This window comes from Lactobacillus gasseri ATCC 33323 = JCM 1131 (assembly GCF_000014425.1).
GTDB lineage: Bacteria > Bacillota > Bacilli > Lactobacillales > Lactobacillaceae > Lactobacillus > Lactobacillus gasseri.
In genome coordinates, this window is the sequence record NC_008530.1 from 1411362 (window position 1) to 1432226 (window position 20865).

A 20865-nucleotide genomic window follows, 5' to 3' on the forward strand; every position below is an offset into this window, starting at 1 on the left:
TCTACCTGCCTATCTTTTGTAATAAATCAGATAATCTTTTCTCTAAGTCATCTATTGTACCAGTATTAGCTACTACATAGGTAGCTCTTTTTTCTTTTTCGCTTAGTGGCATTTGATTATTTATTCTAACCAAAGCTTCTTCTTTAGTGAAATTATTTCGTTTCATCAGACGTTTAACCTGCAGTTTTGGTGAAATAGAAATAACCAAAACGCCATCGCATAAGCTTTCAAAACCAGATTCAAATAGTAAAGGCACATCAACTACAACTAATTTTTCTTGATTTAAACGGTATCGCTCCATTTGTTGTTTAATTTTCTGATGAACAAGTGGATGAGTTATCTCATTTAATTTTTTCAGCTTAGTTTTATCATTAAAAACTATTCCACCTAATTTATGACGATTAATTGTTTGATCATCATTAAGAATATTGCTGCCAAAATAATTAACTATTGCCTGATAACCCTTTTGGCCTACTTCCATTATCTGATGAGCAATCAAATCGGAGTCGATAATCGGAATATTTTGCTTTTCAAAAAATTCATCAGCTGTACTTTTGCCACTGGCTATTCCGCCAGTTAATCCTAAAAAATATGTCATTTATATAGTACCTGACAATGCGGACAGAAAGTAGTTCCGCGTCCATTTACTTTGATCTTCTCTAAAATAGTGCCGCAACTACTGCACTCTTCACCAGCATGTCCATAAACTTGCAGCATTTTTTGATAGCCACCAATCTCACCATTAGCATCTAAATAAGTATGAACAGTAGTTCCACGTTCCTTAGTTGCTATAGCGATAGTATGGTTAATATTTTGATATAAATTCTTCACCTTATCAGCAGGAATAGCTTTAGCACTACTTAGGGGATGAATTTTACTCTTCCAGAGCACTTCATCTACATAAATATTTCCTAAACCACACACAATTGTCTGATCTAATAAAGTGTTCTTGATATTCTTTTTCTTCTGGCTCAAGGCATCAACAAAATACTTTAAGTTAAATTCAGCAGTATTAGGTTCAGGTCCAAGATGGCGAATTCCAGTCGTTTTTCTTTCAGTCCCCGTTTCAACTAAATGCATCCTACCGAATTTTCGCACATCATCATAACGTAAGGCAGTTCCATCAGTAAAAATAAATTCTACATGTTCATGCTTTCCCTTAGGTGTATCAGGACTAACTAAATGATATTTTCCTTCCATGCGCAAATGCGAAACCATTGTTAAGTCATCATTGAATCTAAAGAGTAAATACTTGCCATAACGATCAATTTTTAAGATCCTTTTATTTGTCAATTTTTTAACAAATTCAGCTGGATCATTAACTATAATTTTAGGATACCAAATATTAATCTTGGCAATTGTCTTTCCCTTTACTAGAGGAGTTAAAGTGCGTCTAACCGTCTCAACTTCTGGCATCTCTGGCATTAAATCACCTACTTTTTACTTAGCATCATACCAATTATGGCCCCAGTTAGAGTCAGCAATTAGTGGAACATCTAGTTTTACAGCTGACTGCATAACTTCTGGCACAATCTTTTTAATTGTATCTAATTCATCCTTTGGTACATCAAAAATAAGTTCATCGTGTACTTGTAGAACCATTTTAGTCTTTAAATGTAATTCATCAAGTTTCTTTTGCATATTAATCATAGCAATCTTAATAATATCAGCAGCTGAACCTTGAATAGGAGAATTAATTGCAGTTCTTTCCGCAAAGCTTCTAACATTAAAGTTCTTTGAATGAATATCTGGCAAGTAGCGTCTTCTATGCATAATAGTTTCTGCATAGCCGTTTTCTCGAGCTTTCTTAATTGCCTTATCCATATAATCTTTAATTTGCGGATATTGCTCAAAGTAATTATCAATAAATGTCTTTGCTTGCTTACGACTAATGCCTAAGTTCTTAGACAAACCATAATCAGAAATACCGTAAACTATTCCGAAGTTGACTGCCTTAGCATGCCGACGCATTAATGGCGTTACTTCATCAGGTGAATCCAAATGGAAAATCTTCATTGCAGTGTGAGCGTGAATATCATAACCAGACTTAAATGCTTCCTGCATATGTTCATCCCCAGAAACGTGTGCCAAAACTCTTAATTCAACTTGTGAGTAGTCACAAGAAAAGATATAGCCGTCTTTAGTTGAAGGCACGAAAGCTTTTCTAATCTGTTTTCCCTCATCAGTTCTAGTTGGAATATTTTGTAAATTAGGATCAACCGATGAAAGACGCCCCGTTGCAGTTAATGTTTGTAAATAACGGGTATGGATTCTGCTATCAGGCTGAATACACTCAAGTAATCCTTTAACATAAGTATTTTGAATTTTAGCAATTTGACGATAATCCAAAATTTCTGAAACAATCGGGCTCTTCATCTTCAATTGCTCTAATACTTCAACAGAAGTTGAATAGCCAGTTTTGGTCTTTTTAATTGGCGGTAAGTTTAATTTTTCGAAAAGAATATGTCCTAACTGTTTTGGTGAATTTAAATTAAATTCTTCGCCGGCTTGTTGATAAATCTTATGTTCTAATTCTTGTAATTTAACTGCAAAATCATTGCCTAATTGATTTAAAACCGATGCTTCAACCTTAATCCCAGTAATTTCCATTTTAGCTAAGACAAAAGCAACTGGAATTTCAATTGTTTCATACAAGTCATCTTGCTCGTGATCTTTTAATTTCTCTAAAAGTGGCTGCTTTAACTTCTCAATTACAGCAACTTTAGCTGCTAAATGTTCAAAGAACTCATCATCTTCAGGTACAGCTTGCTTTTTACCTTTACCATAAACTTCCAAGTCAGTTTTTACTGAATAATCATCATACAAATGCGCTACTTCGCCAAGATCATTCGAATTATTTTCATTATTAACTAAATAAGAAGCCAGGAGCATGTCATAATCTAGACCTTCTGCATCAATATCTAGTCGATGTAAACCTACATAGGTTCTTTTAATGTCGAAAACATTTTTCTTAATCTTCTTATCTTCTAGCATTTGACGAAGTGGAGCTTCTTGCAGTAAGACTACATCTTTAGAAACATAGATTTTATCACTAACCTTTAGTGAAAATCCTTCAAGCGGAGCTAGATGGTAGTTATCACCCAACATTGCCAGATAAAATGTCACTTCTTTTTCATTAATTTTATCTAAGTCAGCGATATTTTCTCTTGTTAATTCTAGATACTCGTACTTCTCACTTTCTTGCTTACCGGCACTCACTCCACTTGCACCTAACTCAGCTAAGAATTTTTTAAATCCTAATCTTTCATATAAATTACGTAAGTCCTCAATATTAGGCTCTTCTAGCTTAGTATCAGCAAGTGTCACTTCTACTGGAGAATCACGATCAATTGTTGCTAACTTTTTAGCTAAAATTGCCTTATCTTTATCATTAATTAGGTTCTCTTTTAACTTGGATTTTTTCATTTCATCCACATGTTCATAAAGTTTTTCAACAGAGCCATATTTTTGAATTAAACGTGAAGCTGTTTTCGGACCAACTTTAGTTACACCTGGATAGTTATCTGAATTGTCTCCCATCAGCGCTTTCATATCAATAAATTCAGTTGGCGTTACGCCATTAACTTCTTTCATATGTTCTGGCGTATATGCTTCAGTATCACCAACTCCATTTTTAGTTATTAAAACCGTGGTTTTATCAGAAGCAAGCTGAGTTAAATCACGATCCCCAGTTACAATATCAACAGTGTAGCCTGCTTCTTCCCCCATTTTAGAAAGTGTGCCAATAATATCGTCTGCTTCATAATTTTTTAGCTCATAGCTCTTTATTCCTAAATCTTTAAGCATTTCACGAATTACAGGCAATTGTTCTGATAATTCACTTGGAGTTTTTTGTCGACCGCCTTTATAATCCTGATACATCTTAGTTCTAAAAGTTACTTTTCCTGCATCAAACGCAACTAATACATTGCTTGGATCAGTCTGCTTCATAATCGCATCAAGCATATTCTTAAAAGTAAAAATTGCATTTGTATGTAACCCATCTGGACTAGTAAAGCGATCAAGCTGACGGTATAAAGCATAAAAGGCACGAAAGGCCACAGAGTTACCGTCAATTAAAAGTAATTTCTTTTGTGCCATCTTTTTCTCCTTAAATAAAAAAACTGTCAAATAGTCTCTTACCTATTTTAACAGTTTTTCTTACATGATTTAATTATCTACATTTGTTTTGAACCTTAAATCCTAAAATGGATTATTTTCATCAACAATTCTATGGTAATTATCAGGATCAGTATCGCCTTCTGTACTTAATACTACAATGCTTGAATTTTGATCAAGACCTAATTCAGTACGTTCTTTACCTAAATCTGGATTAGATAAAATTTCATAAACATAAGCAAAACCAGCAGCACCCGATTCACCAGAAACTACCTTAGGATCACCATCAAGTGGGTGACCTAAACGTGCCATTCCTTCTGCATCAACGTCTTCACTTAATGTTCCATAAAACTTGGCGCTATCACGAATTATTGGCCACGCAGTAATACTTGGCGTTTGACAGTTTAAACCAGCCATCATTGTTTTAGTCAACCCTTCTAAATGGTGACGCTTACCATCACCCTTTTGAGCTGATAAATAGTAGCAAGCTACTGTTTCAGGCTCAACAATTGTAATTACGGGCAATTCTTCAGGTTTCATTCTTTCTTCTAAACCTAAAATAATCCCAGCTGCAAGAGAACCCACACCAGCTTGTAAAAAGATATGAGTTGGCTTTTCTTTTATTTGATGTAAAAATTCGTCAACAATTAAACCATATCCCTTGATAATCCAGCCTGGGATCTTCTCATAACCTTCCCAGGCAGTATCTTGAATCATAATTCCATTAGGGTCTTTTTCACAGAGTTCCTTAACTTCTTTAACGGTATTGTCATAATTTTTATCAGTAATTTCAACTTCTGTATTTTGAATCTTGCGGATGTGATCAGCACGAATTTCTTTTGAGCCTTTAGGCATCTTGATTACTGCATGAGTTCCAAGCTTACTTGCTGCCCAAGCAATTCCGCGTCCGTGATTACCATCAGTAGCAGTATAGAAAGTAATTTCTTCTGCTAACTTTTTAACCTCAGGTTTCATTAATTCATCATAGGTAAGCTTTTCCACATCAAGGCCAGCTTTTTCAGCAATACAACAAGCCATGGCATAAAGACCGCCTGCGCCTTTAAAAGAATTAATACCAAAGCGACTACTTTCATCTTTAACAGCAATTTCTGCAACATTTAATTGCTTAGCCAAATTAGTCAATTCTTTAAGTTCAGTTGGCTTGTAATAAGGAACTGAGTTAAAGAAAGTTTCTACTTCATGGTCATCTTTTAACTCTGGAGCTTTAAAGGAAAAAGGTGACTTTAATAACTGAATATTTTTCATAATTATACCTCATAAACGTTAACTAATGACTTTAAGTCCAGTTTATCATTCTTTATTTACGCTTAATCATTTTTATTACGTACTTGAGTATATTTCATAAAAATAGCGATGATAATTAACACGAGAACTAATAAGAAAATATAAGCTAAATGAGTACCATGAGCAGTTGGAATTGCGCCTTTTGATCCAGCCTTTCTTTGCGCAAACGCCACAAAAGCAGCAGTTGTTGATGTACCAACCGCACCAGCAAATTCTTGTAAAGTATTCAAAATTGCATTGCCTTGGGTTACTTCACTTTTTTCAAGATGATCAAGCGCATCAGTCATAACGCATCCCATCATCATTCCCATTCCACCCATATAGAAAATATAAATAAATAGAATAAGAAGATTACTTAAATTACTTGTAAAAATGGTAAAAATAAGCAGTTCTAGCAACATAAAACTAGACCCAATTAAAATCGGTTTTCTTGCACCATATCGATCAAGCAAACTTCCACCAAATGGAGCTAAAAATGCACCAGCAAAACCAGCTGGTAAAACAACTAATCCAGCAATTAAAGCAGAATCTCCATTAACTAATTGAATATAGTTTGGTAATAAAAAGGCATTGCCTAATGAAATAATTTGGATTAAGAAAAATCCTATAGCGTGAGCAGCAAAAAATTTGTTTTTAAATAAATTTAAGTCTAAAACTGGATCGTTAATTCTATTTGAACGATAGACTAACAACCCTAAAGAAACTAAGGCAATTAAAATAGCTCCTAAACAATTAAAGGCAAAATAATTTCCAGTGCTCAAATTGCTAAAGCCCAAAATCATTCCAATAAAAAAGATTGCGATTAATAGCATACTTAAAAGATCAAACTTAACTTCTCTCAGTTGCGATTTTTGTCTAATTCCTCCAATTCCAAGTACCAATGAAATCAAGATAAAGGGAATCATAATATAAAAGATCCAGCGCCAACCTAAGTGAGTTACAACAAGACCACCAAACGTTGGCCCTAGAGCTGGTGCAATACCAGTAATCATATTTCCAATCCCCATCATTACTCCAACTCGACTTTTTGGTACCTGTTCCATAATGATATTAAACATTAAAGGAAGGGCGATCCCAGTCCCTAGCCCTTCAACAATTCGACCAAGTAATAAAAATTCAAAATTAGGCGCACATGCACCAATAATTAAGCCACTTAAATATAATAAATTCGCTGTGATAAATAACTTTTTTGTTTTAAAGTGAGCCTTCAAATTTGCTGATAAAGGTACAATAATCGAAATAGTTAACAAATAAATTGATGTCAGCCATTGAACTGTATTAGTAGCTAAATTAAACTCTTTCATTAAAGTTGGAAAGGCAATATTCATTGAAGTCTCAATAATTACCCCACTAAATGAGAGAATGCCTGTCGCAAAAATTGCTGCAAGTACGTGCTTAGGAATTTTTTCCTTAGTCATTTGCTTTTCCTTCCTTAATATTCTTTAGAAAAGCCGTAATAATATTTACATCTTTCATTGATAAATTACCTAAAACTTCTTCATTATCTTGTTTCATATACTGCCTAATTTTAGGCACTATCCTTAAGGCAGATTCAGTTAATTGTGCCTGCTTTTTTCTTTTGTCTTTAGGATCATTAACTCTAATAATTAATCCATGTTTCTCCATCCGTTGCAGCATGATTGTAGTTGTTGATCGCTTAATATTAAATTCATGCTCGATTTCATTTTGCGAAGCAAGACTGTTTTCATGATTAGATAAAAAATCGATCACTGACATTTGCACGCCTGTCACGCCTAAACTATTAGCAAAAATTTCACGTTCACGATCAATTTGAGTAGCTGCTTGTTTAATCAACTTTTTCAGTGTCTCCATTTTATCTCCCCCTTCTATTTTTGTTAGCTGTCTAACTAATATATTATAAAGCAAAATTGTTAGACATCAAACGTTTTTCAAGAATAAAAAAAGAATCACATTGTCCGCTATCAATGTGATTCTTTTATATAAGTATCTAAGTAAAAATTTTATGTGGGGGAAAAGGTTTTTATTTAGATTCTAATTTTTTCGTGAAAAAAGTTACTTTTTGTTGATAATCATCTATCAATAAGTTTAAATTCTGTCGACCCTTCCATTGTCCATAGCCAAAGATCGACATACCCAAGGCTCCTAAAATAAAGAATTATTGATCAAACCTATCCCCTTAATAATTTATTGCCTACGGAACTAGAGCTAGCACAAGAGTTTAATACAAGTCGTCCAACAATTAATCATGCTATCCATAATCTCGTCCAAGAAGGTTTACTAGAACAGCGCAAGAGATTAGGTCCCTTGTTAAGAGAAATAAAATTCAACAAGAATTTACTCACCTTATACAAAGCTACAATCAAGAAATGAGTACCAAAGGACTAAAAACAAAAACAAAAGTACTCTATTTTCAAAGAGTCGTTCCTAATTCAGAGGTGCAAACAGAATTTAACCTATCTACATCTGATTCCGTATTTAAATTAATTAGATTACGATACGTTGATAATCACCCAATTGTTAAAGTACCTACTTATGTCCCCGTTTCACTTGTTCCTGATTTAGAAAAAATCAATTTTTCAACTGCATCTTTATATCTTGAACTTAAGAAAAGAAATTTAGCTGTTACCCATGTTGTAAGAAAACTAGAAGTTAAAAAAGCCTCTTCTGAAATTGCTCAAAAATTAGCCGTTAAAGAAAATGATCCTGTATTTTATTTTCGCACTTGCGGATACACAGATAAGGATCAAAAAATAGAATATTCAATTGCTACTTACCGCGGTGATATGAACTCTTTTATCATTGATCTCAAACGTTAAATAGCAAAAGGGATTGATATCTTGTTACGACAAGAATAATCAATCCCTTTTTTCGACCTTAAAGTTTTTAATTAAAGTAATTTTTCATATGCGTCTTCATACTTAGGAATATCACCAGCACCCATAAATACGACAACTGCATTTTTATGCTTAGTTAAATCAGCAATATTATCTAAATCAATCACTTCTGAACCAGGAATATTATTAACTAAGTCCTCACTTGAAATATCACCGCTTGCTTCACGAGCAGAAGCATAAATTGGAGTGACATAAGCTTTATCTACATCACGTAAGATCTCTTCAAAATCTTTTTGATATTTCTTAGTTCTTGAGAAAGTATGTGGTTGGAAGACTACGACTAATTCTTTATCTGGGAACTTTTGACGAGCAGCTTGAATAGTTGCACGCATTTCTGTTGGATGGTGAGCATAATCATCAATTACTGAAACATCCCCAAAGTCTTTTTCAGCAAATCTTCTCTTAGCACCCTTGAAAGTAAGTAAACCTTCCTTAATGTCTTCCATTGGAACTTTTTCAGTATAGGCAACTGCAATTACAGCAGTAGTATTCAAAATACTGTGGTCACCAAACAAGTGAATTTCAAAACGTCCTAAATCCTTACCATGAGCTAAAACATTGAATTTAGAACCAGTAGTAGTCTTTTCAATATTTACTGCTTGAAAGTCATCAGTATCTTTAAAACCATAAGTATACTTAGGAATATCAGTCTTTAAGCTTTGAAGACGCTTGTCATCTCCCCATACAAAGAGAGCCTTCTTAGTTTGATCAGCAGCAGTTTGAAAAGCACTAGTATAGTCGTCTTGATCCTTAAAGTAATCTGGGTGATCAAAATCTATGTTAGTCATAATTTGGTAATCTGGGTGATATGCCAAGAAATGGCGCCGGTATTCATCTGCTTCATAAACAAAGAAGCGGGAATCAGCAACACCCTTGCCTCGGCCATCTCCAATTAAGTATGAAGTAGGCGCTACTTCACCTAATACGTGAGCTAAAAGACTAGTAGTTGAGGTCTTTCCGTGAGTACCAGATACCCCAATTGAAGTATGCATTTGTACAATCTCTTCAACAGTATCAGGGTAGCTTTGCCATTCAACATTTTTATCTAAGCAAGCTGCTACTTCTGGGTTATCTTGTTTAAATGCATTTCCCTTAACAATTACTTGTTCATCATTGCTTTTAATATTTGCTGGATCAAAATCTTTTACTTCAATACCAGCTTTTTCAAGTGGAACTTGTGTGAAAGTATACTTTTCAATATCTGAACCAGCAACATTATAGCCTAAATCATGTAAAACTAAAGCTAATGAAGCCATGCCAGTTCCTTTAATACCAATGAACCAAATTTGTTTGTTTTTATCTAACATATTATTAATATCTCCATTGTTTATGCCAAAATATTCGCTTTAATTCTACCATTTTTAACACAAAAAAAGAACATAACACAGCGTTATGTTCTAATTCAGAAAGTAGTAAACTCATCCATGCTTCCTACTCTCTTTATTTTTTTAATTTCAACCAAATTAATTGTATTGGACCCTAAAAATATTAAGTAACTTTGATCATCAATTCGCGCCAAAACCGTTTCTTACATTCTCACTATAACACTTTTTCTAATTAAATAACATGATAAAAATGTCGAATACATATGAATTTTGATTCATATATTCATAGTTCTACTATTGCGCAAGACTATTAACAAATAAAAGCTGACATGTAATTCATCAGAAGAAGTTTAAAATTACACTAGCCTAAATTTTACCTAATATTTTAGTACCATGAGCTTGAGTGACCCCGATTGTTTCTATAACAGAATTTACATTCTCATCTGTTATACCACCACCAGGTAAGATCTCAATTTTATCCTTAGCTTGTTTATTTAATTCTTTTAAATTCTCAAAACAATCAGTAATTGGACGATCTAATGATCCACCATGAGTAAGAATACGCACAACTTTGTTTTTAGATAGCCATTCTAAGGCCTCTTTCTGCTTTGAAGCTATTAATTCATCAAAAGCCATATGCATTACAACTTCTATATTTCCAGCATGGGCAGTTGCGATAAGCTGCTTCATTGCGGTTTTATCTAGCTGTTTATTATTAGTCAAACAACCAAATGCTATACCGTCTGCATTGAGTAAACTACACATTTGAATATCATTATTCATTATTTCTAATTCATCAGCAGTGTAAACAAAATTTCCACTACGTGGTCTAATCATTACGATTACTGGCACCTTATACCTATGGGCAAACTCCACCGTCTTTTTAATCACACCAAATGATGGCGTTGTTCCCCCAGCAGCTAAATCATTATTTAATTCTATTCGATTAGCACCACGCTTGATCATCAAAGGCACATTAGTAAAATTTTCCACACATACTTCCTTGATCATTTGTTATACCTCGCTAAAGTCAATATCTAGATCTTTCTCAGCAGCAGCTTTTTCTTCTTTAAGATATTGCTTATCTAGCATTTTCACAAATGGATAGTAAATTAAAATATTTAAAATAATCTCCACAATTTGTAATGCAGATCCTGTCCAACTTCCTGTTGCTAACCACCCAGAAATAATTGGTGGAGTAGTCCAAGGTAATTGAACACCATTTGTCCAAGCTACCCATCCCAAGTTCATTATAATTCCCGAAATTAATGTATTTAAAACTGGGCATAAAATAAATGGAATAACTATAACAGGGTTTAAGACTACCGGTAAACCAAAAATAACAGGTTCATTAATACCAAAAATTCCAGGCAAAATTGCCAATTTACCTAACTCAAGCAATCTTTTTGATTTACAAATTGCAAATACAACAATTAATAAAGCAAGTGTACTACCACCACCGCCATATGTTGTAAATAAATCAATGAAAGGTTGAGTATAGATATGTGGCAATGGAGCATGGTTCTGAAATGCCTTTAAGTTGTCTTGCGTTGAAACAAAGAATATAGGTTGCCATACTGAATTTGTAATTGAAGGTCCATTAATACCAAAGAACCAAAAGAAACTTGCTAAGAAGTTGTATAGCAAAACTGATGGTAAAGAAATACCCACATGTTTCAATGGTGTCTGTAAAATCGTGTAAATAAAGTTATACGCTGTATGAAAACTAGTTAAAGAGAATAGAATTCTTATTAGAAAGAAGAAAACAACGACTAATGCACTTGGAATCAAAGCATCAAATGATTTAGTAACTGCCGGCGGAACACCATCTGGCATCTTAATAGTCCAATTACGCTTTATCGCAAATCTATAAATTTCGACAGATATTAAGGCAATAATAATTCCTAAAAAAATACCATTAGGCCCTAAGAACTGAGTTTCAACTGCAGAAACAGTTTTCTTCCCCAAGACAATAGAAGTAGGAGTCAAAATTAAAAATGATATAAATGAAACCATCCCTGATTGAATGGGATCTAGTCCTCTATTCTTACCATATGCATATGCAATCGCAATTGCTGATAATATTCCCGTAAAGCTAAAGACAGAATTAGATACAGCACTAAACCAATCAGGAAATTGCGGTCCACATACTTTAATCCAAAATTCAGACCAGCCTGGAATTGGAAAATTACCAATAAGTAAAAATATAGAAGTAACTATGATCAGAGGTGTAATAATTAAAAAGCCATCACGCAATGACATTAAAACAACATTATTCCCTAGCTTCGAGGCAACTGGCATCAGCACCTTCTCAAATTTCTTTTGCATTTTAGAACCTCCAACTGAAAAAAACTAATAGCAGTAACTTCCCTTAAATTTTGCAATATCTCCTTTATTTGTTAAAATTTGACACCCCTTAGCCAAATTATCTAAGGATTCAGCAAGACCGGTACCACCTTTTTTAGGCATCTTAACAATTGGAAATTTGTCTTTATATTTTTCAATAAGTTCTTGATTCTTTTCTTTTGCTATAGCTCCGATTACAGGAATGCTAGTGTTTTCTGTAATTGCAGTTCCAATTTCTACCGCCATTTCGGCGAAATCATGATAATCAAATGTTGGCCCAACGATAACTACATCAGCCTCCATTTTTTCAGCCATTTTTGAAAATTTTCTCTGTACGATTTCTTTATTTTGTTGATAATATTTCGGTCCACAGTAAAATGTACCAATGATCTCTCCGTTTACAGCCTCTAAAGCCTTCTCGACATTATCAGCACTTCCCATTGCAATCTTTTTACCGCCTAACGGTGTGTCGCTTCTCTCATCCCCACCTAAACCAGCTTGAATCTGGTCAAGAATAATAATGGTTTTCATAATATGTCACCTTCCTACACTATAGGTGCGTGAATCCTTTTTTCGTACGCATCAAGCCATTCTTGGCTAACAGGCTCAATTTTAGTCTTCATATTATCTATTGGGTTAGCCATCAAAATCACAGATTTTTGCTTATCAGTTGCAACACAAAATGTAAACTCAACGTTAGTAGCTACTCCCCATTCTCCTTTATTATTCATTGCAACTAATGAAAACTCTCCAGCTTTGCCATAGCGCTTTTTTAAATCTTTTATAAATGGATAAACTGCATGATTGCAAGCATCTTGTGGCAATTCACCTTCCTGCATTCTCCTAACAATTTCATATGATAAGCAGCCTTTCATAATGTCTTCTCCAAGACCTGTTGCCGCAGCACCACCAACTTTACTATCAACATAAAAGCCTGAACCAGATAATGGCGAATCGCCTACACGACCATCTTTTTTCATAAATAACCCCGATGTTGAAGTTGCAGCTGCCATTGAGTTATTTTTATCTAAAGTAATAGCACCTACAGTGTCATGCCCATCATATGGGTTCAAATTCTGCTGTTCAATTTCTTTACAACGCTTTTGCCAGCGTTTTTTAGCACGTTCTGTTAACATATTTGTCATTTCAAAACCATGTAAACTAGCAAACTTGGTTGCTCCTTCGCCAACTCTAAAGCTATTATAATGTTCACGACTCAAGGCCCGCGCAACAGATACAGCATGCATTACATTTTCAATCGCCCCAACAGCTCCTTGAGCTAGCGTATCTCCATTCATGAAAGCTGCATCCATTTGTACAACGCCTTCTTCGTTTGGAAGACCTCCATAGCCAACTGACTTATAATACGGATATGCTTCAACTGTATTAATTAATTTTTCAACTGCATCTCCCGCAGTACCATTTTCTTTCAAAATTGTACTAGCCTTTTCGACTCCTTCATTTGCCATTCGCCAAGTTGCAATTGTTCCCCATGACATAGAAAAAACTTCCTCTCTATTCTAAAGAACCTAATCTTTCCAAGCTTCTCATATATATTTTGATACTTAATAAAAGGTCTTTTAAATTCATCCATTCATTTTCTTTGTGAGCTATTCCTTTTTGTCCTGGAAAAGATGGTCCAAAGGCAATGATATTTTGCATTACTCGAGCATAAGTGGCTCCGGTTGTTGTAACTGGCGTCCCATCAAGTCCAGTCACTTCTTCATATACTTCAGATAAAATTTGTATAAATTTAGAATTTTTATTATGCATTACACTAGGAATACTACGTATAACTTTAATATTACTGTTCACTGGGATATTATTTTTGATTCCTTCTGTAATTTGCTCCTCTTGATATGACACTGGATAACGAATAGCTATTTCTATTTGCATACCATTATTTTCAATACTTAAACCAGTAGGAGTCATAATTAATTTTCCAGAATCATTATCATGAAACTCAATTCCTAGTCCTTCTCCATAATGCTTTCGATGGAGAGCTTTAACAATCCATTTAAAATAACTATTTAATTGCCCTGAAACTAACTTTTCATCAACTATTTTCTTAGCTAAGTATGTTATGGCATTCTTTCCCATTTCTGGAGCATTACTTGGAACTCTTATACCATGACTCTCAATTCTTCTATTTTTAATTTCTACACTTAATTCATCAGGCACATGATCTTTTGCCATATCCCCTTGCAGATTCTTCACTTGATTTAGACTTCCATCTGAAATTGGTGTAAAAATAGAATAATTTACGATTCCGCGTTCCCCATATACTACTGGATATTTACAATCAGCTGTCCAACCAAAGATTGGTGGTTTTTCCTTCTTTAAATATAAAGGCACATCATTAGAGCCACTTTCTTCATCTGATCCAAAAACTAATCTAATCGTCTTTTTAGGCTTATAACCAAGATCCTTAAGCATTTTCATTGCCCATAATGTTGCTAGTGCAGGACCTTTATTATCTAGTATTCCTCTACCATACAATCGACCATTCTCAACGGATAAATCCCACGGATTAAACTTCCACTTATCACCTACTGGCACTACATCTAAATGATCAATAATACCAATATAATTCTCATCGTCATCTCCCCATTGCGCATATACCATCGCATTATTAACAATTTTTGCTTTAAATCCACATTTTTCAATAATTGGAACTATAGTTTCTAATGCTTTTTTAGGTCCTTTACCAAATGGAGCGTCTTTTTCTGAACTGCCTTTAACGCTTGGAATTTGCATAATTGTGCGTAAATTTTCTAAAAATACTTTTTCATTTGTACTTATAGCTTTGTTAATTTTCTCTTCTGATATCATTGTCTTAATCCTTAAAACTAAACTATCTCAACCTAGTTAGTGTTGACTTGAATGAATATTTATCAGCTCGATAAAATGATGTATCAAAGAAAATAGGGATTGCATCTGGCGTATAGGTTATAGTCTTAACTTTAAATATTGGCTGTTGTCCCTTAATGTTCAAATATTTAGAAATTTCATCAGTAACCATAATTGCTTCAATCTCTTGATGTGCATAACCAATTTCGATATTTTCATTTAAGATTTTAAATAAAGATTGTTCAAAATCAGCTAATGTCTTATTTTTTATATATTCACCACAAATAAGAATTTTTTCGAGAGTCATCGGGTCATTATCCCAATAACGTATTCTTTTTAACTCAAAAACCTTTTTATCTAATCTATCGTCTAGTGCCAATATTTCACTAATTTTTCTACTCGGATTTCTAATAGGTGCGAATTTTAATACTTTAGTGTGCACCGTTTTTCCATGTTCTTTAGCAACTTCAGTAAAACTTTGCAATCCTCCTCTACCAGATTCAATTTTTGAATTTCTTTCAGCACCTAACATTACATATGTGCCTTTACCCGGATCTTTTACTAATATTTTGGCGTTTATCAAACGACTAATTGCTTTTCTAATCGTCAAACGTGAAACATCAAATTCTTGCGCTAATTGATATTCAGAAGGCAGTCGCTGACGGCTGGTATATGTTTCATTTCTAATTCTTTCTCTGATTATCTTTACTATCTCTTCAACTTTTGTCATCATTTTCACCAGCTTCCACTTAATTCAAGCGTCTTTTCATAGTATATACTATGCTGTATGCTCCTAAATGTAAACGCTTTAGTAAAAATCCCACTAAAAATATTAATTAATTCTTAGTGAGATCAAAAAAAGAGCCCATTACCATCAATGAGCTCCCTTATATAAATATATTAAAATGTATTACAAACTAATTTGGCCACTAGCTAATAATTCATCGCACTTAGTTGGCTCAAACTCGTCTCCAGCATTAAAGTCATCAGGAACAACCATAATACCACGCTTTTGAGGAGCATGAGCTAATCCTAATTCACGTGCCGAACAAATCATACCGTATGAATCAACACCACGAAGTTCGCCTGGCCAAATTTGTTGACCATTTGGCATCAAAGTACCAGGAAGTGCAACGACTACCTTTTGACCTTGAGCAATATTTGGTGCACCACAAACAATTTGGTGTTCTTCACCATTTCCTACGTCAACAGTAGTTACATGCAAGTGGTCAGAATCTGGATGTGGTTCACAAGTCTTAACATAGCCATAAACCAGAGTTGGCTTGCCAATTTCTAGTTTAGTATCAAAACCAGCTTCAGCTATTTTTTTATTCAAAGCATCAACTAAATCTTGTGTTGGTTTAACTTCACCGTTTGGTAACTTATCATAATCTAAAAAGCTACTTACGTTAAAGAAATTAAATCCAATAACTTCACCGTCTTCATTTTCAACTCGCGTAACTTGATCCTTTTCTGTGAACTTACTACGACCCTTATCTTGGTCAAGAATCACAATTAAAGTATCAGGGTAACTTGTTTTATTGGTAGAAACAATCATTTCTAGTAAATTTCCTTTCCTAGGCTATTTGAGAGAGTTAAGGAAGTTTTCTACTTCTTCTTTAGTCTTTCTGTCCTTATTTACTAGTCTACCAATTTCTTTGCCATCTTGGTAGACAACAAAGCTAGGAATTCCAAAGATATTTAATTCTTTTGCTACATCAATTGAACCATCACGATCAATCTTATAGAATTTTGCATCAGAATTATCTTTTTCAATTTGTGGTAAAAATGGATCTAAAAAGCGGCAATCTGGGCACCATGTTGCTAAAAATAATAGGACTACCTTCCCATTTGCAGTAATTTCTTTTAACTTTTCAGGAGTTAATTCTTTAATTTCTTCCATCCGTCTCACTCTTTCTTACTTTTTATAAGTTATATTTATTTTACAACCTTTTATTTTAAAAATCTAGTCTAAGATTTTTTAGCTAATTTCAGAAATAAACAACAACAAAAGATATGAAAGAAGGGAGTACATATGATTGATATGAATAGAGAACTGCTGCAGCTGGTTATAGTTTACATTTAGTTTTTTCCTACTCAGAATAATTTAAATTTGTACCATTACTTTCAATCACTTGTTTGTAATAATCAAAACTGTCTTTCTTATAACGTTTATAACTGCCTTTTCCATTGTCTGAACATGCTCCTTTAAATATTGCATTATATGAAGAAAATATCATCAAAGAAAAAGAACCAAGCAACTATTTTCAAGTTGCTTGATTCTTATTCAAAACTATTCATCTCCTACTTTAGGTTGTTTGACAAACAGCCATTATTTATAGAGAGCGATTATTTTTTCTAATTCTTTATCAGAAATCAGTTTCAAATTTCTAACAAATTCCGTAGCTTGTTCTAAAGTACTACCATTATTCAGTTGATTTTCAAGAATAATTTTAGCAGAATCCACTTTTCCCTCTTTTTTTCCTTCTGCTCTACCTTGTTTTATACCGCGTTGCATTCCTTGCTCATATCCTGCTTTTCCAGCAGCTTGTTCACGTTCTAGTATTCTCGTTTCGTAAAGCATGATCTTTTCCCTCGTTTCTGGATCTTCATTAATTTCCTTAATTCTTCTTTGCGCGTAATCGAAATGTTTATTTAAATTTACAGGTTCATTATTCATTAATTTAGCTAGGGCTTTTAAATCTTCGCTTTGTCCCTCAGTTGAAACTTGTGAATTAATAATCTTTGTCACGCCATCCTGCAATTGTTTTTACCTATCTTGATCGGAATAAGTATGATACGACTCATAAAATTTATCATCTTTCTTAGGCTTAAAATTACAAAGAAAAATAATATAGGCGTCCTTTAAGTTTCGATAGGTATTTCCTTTATTTAAAGTATAACGTAAATCAAGTCTTGAAAGATAGTAACGCATGCGTCTACCAATATCATCTTGGTCCGGTGTTTGCATCTCGATATTAAACACGCGTCCTTCATGGTCTGTGACTAAAACATCAAGCCTAACTTCTTTAGCTTCGTTCTTGCGCTTAAGATTATTAATCTCAACTTGCTTATCTAGCCAGTCTATCTTCTTAATTTTCAGATCTGGAATAATGATTTCGAGTAAATACTTGCAAAATTCTTTGTTTTCCATCACCATTCCAAAAACCTTATCTTCCGTGAACCCAAACCAGGGTTCAATCTTTTTAACCATATGAGTAAATCCTCTCTTAAAGATATTTGAGGAGTCATCCCATATGTTTATTACGCAAAGTGATGCTAGTTTTCCTAAGAAAATAAAAAATACTCCCCAAAACGGGAAGCATCTCAGCTCTATTCAAAATGTGCATGTAGACAGTAAATCGGATTACCTTTTGCTGCAAATTTATGTTCATATTCAGTCTCAACATTTCTTTCGAGAATTTCATTTTCTGCATGATGTAAATCTAAACTAACATAGTCAAATTTCATCCCATAATTGTTAAGACTTACCAAACTATACTCAAATAGTCCTTGATTATCTGTCTTAAATTCTAAATGCCCTTCTGGCTTTAATATCTGGCGATACTTGTCTAAAAAACTCTTATATGTCAATCTCCGTTTCTCATGACGCGTCTTTGGCCATGGATCAGAAAAGTTCAAGTAAACAACATCTACACTATTTTCAGGTAAATACATTGCTATATTAGCTGCATCAGCACACATTAACTGTAAATTATCGATCTTTTCTTCTAACTTAGTTCTCAAAATCATCCCTGCAGCTGTGGTTTGAAGCTCTACGCCAATAAAATTCATTTCAGGATGTTTCTTAGCTAAAGTAGTGATAAATTGTCCCTTGCCTGAGCCAATTTCAATTGCCAAAGGCTTAGAAAAGTCATCAAATCTCTCTTCCCAGTTAATTTTCTTTTCCGGATCTGGCTCATTCAAAATAGCTTCTGGATGTTCAACTACTAATTTTTGAGCCCAAGGCTTATTTCTTAATCTCATCTTTTCACAACCTAATATCTAACTTTTTTAAATAACTGTTCAATTTTACTTGGTAAATAGAAATATAGCAATAAAAATGTTAAAGCAAGCAAACCAATAACGCCACCAACTGCTTCTAATTTTTGTGGAGAAAAAATAATTATCGCCAAACTGATTAATCCCCATTCAAGCAGCATCCCTTTTTGCAAAACTTTTCTTAGTGCTTCTCCTCTTGAGGTTAGCGGGATTGGCATTACATGATACATCATATTATGCTCATAAACTGTTCCTAGAGGGATCAATTGATAAAGCGTTAAGAAAATAATCAAAGCACCACTAGCAATTGCCCAGCGTGCATCTTGCAAGCAAGCAATTAATAAAATTGAAAAAAGCACCATTCTAATCAATAAATTGCTATATTCTGGATCTCTTAATAATACTCTTTGATAAATAAAAGTATTTGGCGTTTGATCGACATTTTTAATTAAAAAGTCTAAATACTTTCTTCTAGCAATTCGAACTTTCTTATCTGGTACATCGGTAAACATACTATAAAAGTTATTTAAGAGATCAACTCTTCTTTCTTCATAGTCTAAGGCTTTGTACCAGTCAAACATTTTACCACGTGGCAAATAATCTACTCCAACCCAGCCAGCAATTGCTACATTAGCATAGATAATTGGATTTGGATAATACTCCAAAAAAGATAGATAGAGTATTAAAAAGTTAATTCCTAAAAATAACCAAATATTATAGTAATCATGCTTATTAAAATAAAAACTTCTGACAATCAACTTAAACTGTAAATTTTTACTTGCAATTAACCCAATTACTATAAAGACTAGGTCGCCGATTGAAAAATTAGCTCTCATTGTCGCAAACGGCAATAAAATACCCGATACTAAAATAATCAAGACCGTTGGCAAAATCATATTATGCATATATATTGGCTTGAAATACTTCTTCATTTCACTATCTTGATTAAAAAGGAAATGCTCATCAGCTCTATCAAACAAAGTCGCAAAATGCCCAATTCCTAAAGTTGTAGTCCAAATCAAAGCTAACAATGGTTTATAAAACCAAAGATTATTTGGCCACTTCTTAATATTTTGTGCATACCAAAACATTAAAGCTCCAAATAGGAAAATTAAAGCCAAAATAAAAAAGTCATTAAAAACCAAAGTTAGATAGTGCATCTGCTTTTTAAAGTTTTTATTGAGTCTATTTTTTATTAAATCAGTCATGCTTCTTCACCGTTTTCTGATTTAAAATTTGATATAAACGATCAAATGAATCGCTAGGCTTTAAGCCATAAAACTGTCTAATTTCAGTTAAACTACCTGCAGTTTCAATTGTGCCATTATTGAGCACCGCAAATGTTTGTACAGCTTCTTGAGCTTCAGCTAGAACGTGCGTAGTCATTAAAACCATTTTTTGATCAGCAACAGCTTTTTTAACGAGATCAATAAAGTTAGCTACAGCTAAGGGATCAAGTCCGGTAAATAGTTCGTCAATTACTAAAAGATCAGCATTGGCTAAAAAGCTAGTCACAATCATTACTTTTTGCTTCATCCCTTTGGAAAACTTAATTGGCAACCAATCAAGTTTATTTTCCAGACGAAACATCTTACACAATTCTTTTGCTCTCACCCATGCTTGATCATGATCTAAACCATAAGTAAGCATCACTAACTCAAGATGTTCCTTTAAAGTTAGCTCTGGATATAAAATTGGCGTTTCTGGAATATAAGCAACCATCTTTTTAAATTCAGCAGGATTTTCAGTTAAGCTAATCCCATTTAAAGTAATCTTGCCTTTTTGCATTCTTAGTAATCCAAGCAGGTGCTTAATTGTCGTTGATTTACCAGCACCATTTAGTCCAATTAATCCAACAGCTTGGCCAGGTTCAATCGTTAAATTTACATTTTTAATGACATTAATCCCAGAGTAGCCTCCGGTTAAATTTTCAATTTTAAGTGCCATTACTTTTTCCTCTCTACTGCAATAAGATACATATTTATGATAGCATGAACATAAGTTAAACTAAATTTTCTTTTCATTAAGAAAGGGGTCTTATT

22 protein-coding genes are annotated in these 20865 nt (G+C 33.7%); 2 read left to right on the forward strand and 20 right to left on the reverse strand.

Annotated elements, in window-relative coordinates; translation table 11 throughout:
* Position 1: 1 nt before the first annotated feature.
* The 6 genes from coaE to LGAS_RS07000 form a co-directional block, all read right to left on the reverse strand.
* On the reverse strand, positions 2-598 hold the full coding sequence (gene coaE / locus LGAS_RS06975; RefSeq protein WP_003646908.1) for a dephospho-CoA kinase: 597 nt from the start codon (positions 596-598) through the stop codon (positions 2-4).
* A complete protein-coding gene (gene mutM, locus LGAS_RS06980; protein WP_003652207.1) occupies positions 595-1425 on the reverse strand; it encodes a DNA-formamidopyrimidine glycosylase in 831 nt (276 codons plus the stop codon). The genes coaE and mutM overlap by 4 nt, the downstream gene beginning before the upstream one ends.
* Before the next feature lie 15 nt (positions 1426-1440).
* On the reverse strand, positions 1441-4101 hold the full coding sequence (polA, locus tag LGAS_RS06985; protein WP_003646906.1) for a DNA polymerase I: 2661 nt from the start codon (positions 4099-4101) through the stop codon (positions 1441-1443).
* 102 nt (positions 4102-4203) lie between these two features.
* The gene (locus LGAS_RS06990; protein ID WP_003646905.1) at positions 4204-5385 is read right to left on the reverse strand and encodes a diaminopropionate ammonia-lyase; all 1182 of its coding nucleotides are present in this window, start codon (positions 5383-5385) and stop codon (positions 4204-4206) included.
* Positions 5386-5447: 62 nt separating this feature from the next.
* On the reverse strand, positions 5448-6842 hold the full coding sequence (locus LGAS_RS06995; protein WP_003652205.1) for an MFS transporter: 1395 nt from the start codon (positions 6840-6842) through the stop codon (positions 5448-5450).
* Positions 6835-7257, reverse strand: a complete 423-nt coding sequence (locus tag LGAS_RS07000) for a MarR family winged helix-turn-helix transcriptional regulator (RefSeq protein ID WP_003652203.1) — start codon at positions 7255-7257, stop codon at positions 6835-6837. Before LGAS_RS07000 ends, LGAS_RS06995 begins: the two co-directional genes overlap by 8 nt.
* A 336-nt stretch (positions 7258-7593) precedes the next feature.
* Between LGAS_RS07000 and LGAS_RS09495 the strand changes: the two genes are divergently transcribed.
* Both LGAS_RS09495 and LGAS_RS09500 read left to right on the forward strand, forming a co-directional pair.
* On the forward strand, positions 7594-7776 hold the full coding sequence (locus LGAS_RS09495; RefSeq protein WP_003646903.1) for a GntR family transcriptional regulator: 183 nt from the start codon (positions 7594-7596) through the stop codon (positions 7774-7776).
* Positions 7773-8222, forward strand: a complete 450-nt coding sequence (locus tag LGAS_RS09500; RefSeq protein ID WP_003646902.1) for a GntR family transcriptional regulator — start codon at positions 7773-7775, stop codon at positions 8220-8222. The genes LGAS_RS09495 and LGAS_RS09500 overlap by 4 nt, the downstream gene beginning before the upstream one ends.
* A 71-nt stretch (positions 8223-8293) precedes the next feature.
* Here LGAS_RS09500 and murC read toward each other — a convergent pair whose 3' ends face one another.
* From murC to LGAS_RS07075, 14 genes are all read right to left on the reverse strand, one after another.
* Positions 8294-9607, reverse strand: a complete 1314-nt coding sequence (murC, locus tag LGAS_RS07010; protein WP_003646901.1) for a UDP-N-acetylmuramate--L-alanine ligase — start codon at positions 9605-9607, stop codon at positions 8294-8296.
* 384 nt (positions 9608-9991) lie between these two features.
* Positions 9992-10636 carry a copper homeostasis protein CutC gene (locus LGAS_RS07015; protein ID WP_003646900.1) on the reverse strand — a complete coding sequence of 215 codons (645 nt, stop codon included), beginning with the start codon at positions 10634-10636 and terminating at the stop codon, positions 9992-9994.
* Between the two features lie 3 nt (positions 10637-10639).
* Positions 10640-11953, reverse strand: a complete 1314-nt coding sequence (locus tag LGAS_RS07020) for a PTS sugar transporter subunit IIC (protein ID WP_003646899.1) — start codon at positions 11951-11953, stop codon at positions 10640-10642.
* A gap of 24 nt (positions 11954-11977) precedes the next feature.
* Complete coding sequence (locus LGAS_RS07025; RefSeq protein WP_003646898.1) at positions 11978-12502, reverse strand: GrdB-related putative oxidoreductase; 525 nt, start codon at positions 12500-12502, stop codon at positions 11978-11980.
* Positions 12503-12516: 14 nt separating this feature from the next.
* Positions 12517-13470, reverse strand: coding sequence for a glycosylasparaginase (locus tag LGAS_RS07030; protein WP_003646897.1), 954 nt, complete (start codon positions 13468-13470; stop codon positions 12517-12519).
* A gap of 16 nt (positions 13471-13486) precedes the next feature.
* Entirely contained in the window at positions 13487-14803 is a 1317-nt protein-coding gene (locus tag LGAS_RS07035; RefSeq protein WP_003646896.1) for a Sapep family Mn(2+)-dependent dipeptidase, read from the reverse strand.
* Positions 14804-14825: 22 nt separating this feature from the next.
* Positions 14826-15551 carry a GntR family transcriptional regulator, LSA1692 subfamily gene (locus tag LGAS_RS07040; protein WP_003646895.1) on the reverse strand — a complete coding sequence of 242 codons (726 nt, stop codon included), beginning with the start codon at positions 15549-15551 and terminating at the stop codon, positions 14826-14828.
* Positions 15552-15731: 180 nt separating this feature from the next.
* Positions 15732-16379, reverse strand: coding sequence for a YtpR family tRNA-binding protein (gene ytpR, locus LGAS_RS07045; protein ID WP_011678938.1), 648 nt, complete (start codon positions 16377-16379; stop codon positions 15732-15734).
* A 24-nt stretch (positions 16380-16403) separates the two neighbouring features.
* Positions 16404-16724: a thioredoxin family protein gene (locus tag LGAS_RS07050; RefSeq protein ID WP_025012219.1), complete on the reverse strand. Its 321-nt coding sequence runs from the start codon at positions 16722-16724 to the stop codon at positions 16404-16406.
* A 429-nt stretch (positions 16725-17153) separates the two neighbouring features.
* The gene (locus tag LGAS_RS09695) at positions 17154-17585 is read right to left on the reverse strand and encodes a hypothetical protein (RefSeq protein ID WP_003646892.1); all 432 of its coding nucleotides are present in this window, start codon (positions 17583-17585) and stop codon (positions 17154-17156) included.
* Positions 17586-17591: 6 nt separating this feature from the next.
* A complete protein-coding gene (locus LGAS_RS09700; RefSeq protein ID WP_003653849.1) occupies positions 17592-18035 on the reverse strand; it encodes an Rpn family recombination-promoting nuclease/putative transposase in 444 nt (147 codons plus the stop codon).
* Positions 18036-18154: 119 nt separating this feature from the next.
* Positions 18155-18808 carry a tRNA (guanosine(46)-N7)-methyltransferase TrmB gene (trmB, locus tag LGAS_RS07065; protein WP_003646890.1) on the reverse strand — a complete coding sequence of 218 codons (654 nt, stop codon included), beginning with the start codon at positions 18806-18808 and terminating at the stop codon, positions 18155-18157.
* 11 nt (positions 18809-18819) lie between these two features.
* The gene (locus LGAS_RS07070; protein WP_003656734.1) at positions 18820-20031 is read right to left on the reverse strand and encodes an ABC transporter permease; all 1212 of its coding nucleotides are present in this window, start codon (positions 20029-20031) and stop codon (positions 18820-18822) included.
* A complete protein-coding gene (locus LGAS_RS07075; RefSeq protein WP_011678939.1) occupies positions 20024-20770 on the reverse strand; it encodes an ABC transporter ATP-binding protein in 747 nt (248 codons plus the stop codon). Before LGAS_RS07075 ends, LGAS_RS07070 begins: the two co-directional genes overlap by 8 nt.
* Positions 20771-20865: the final 95 nt, after the last annotated feature.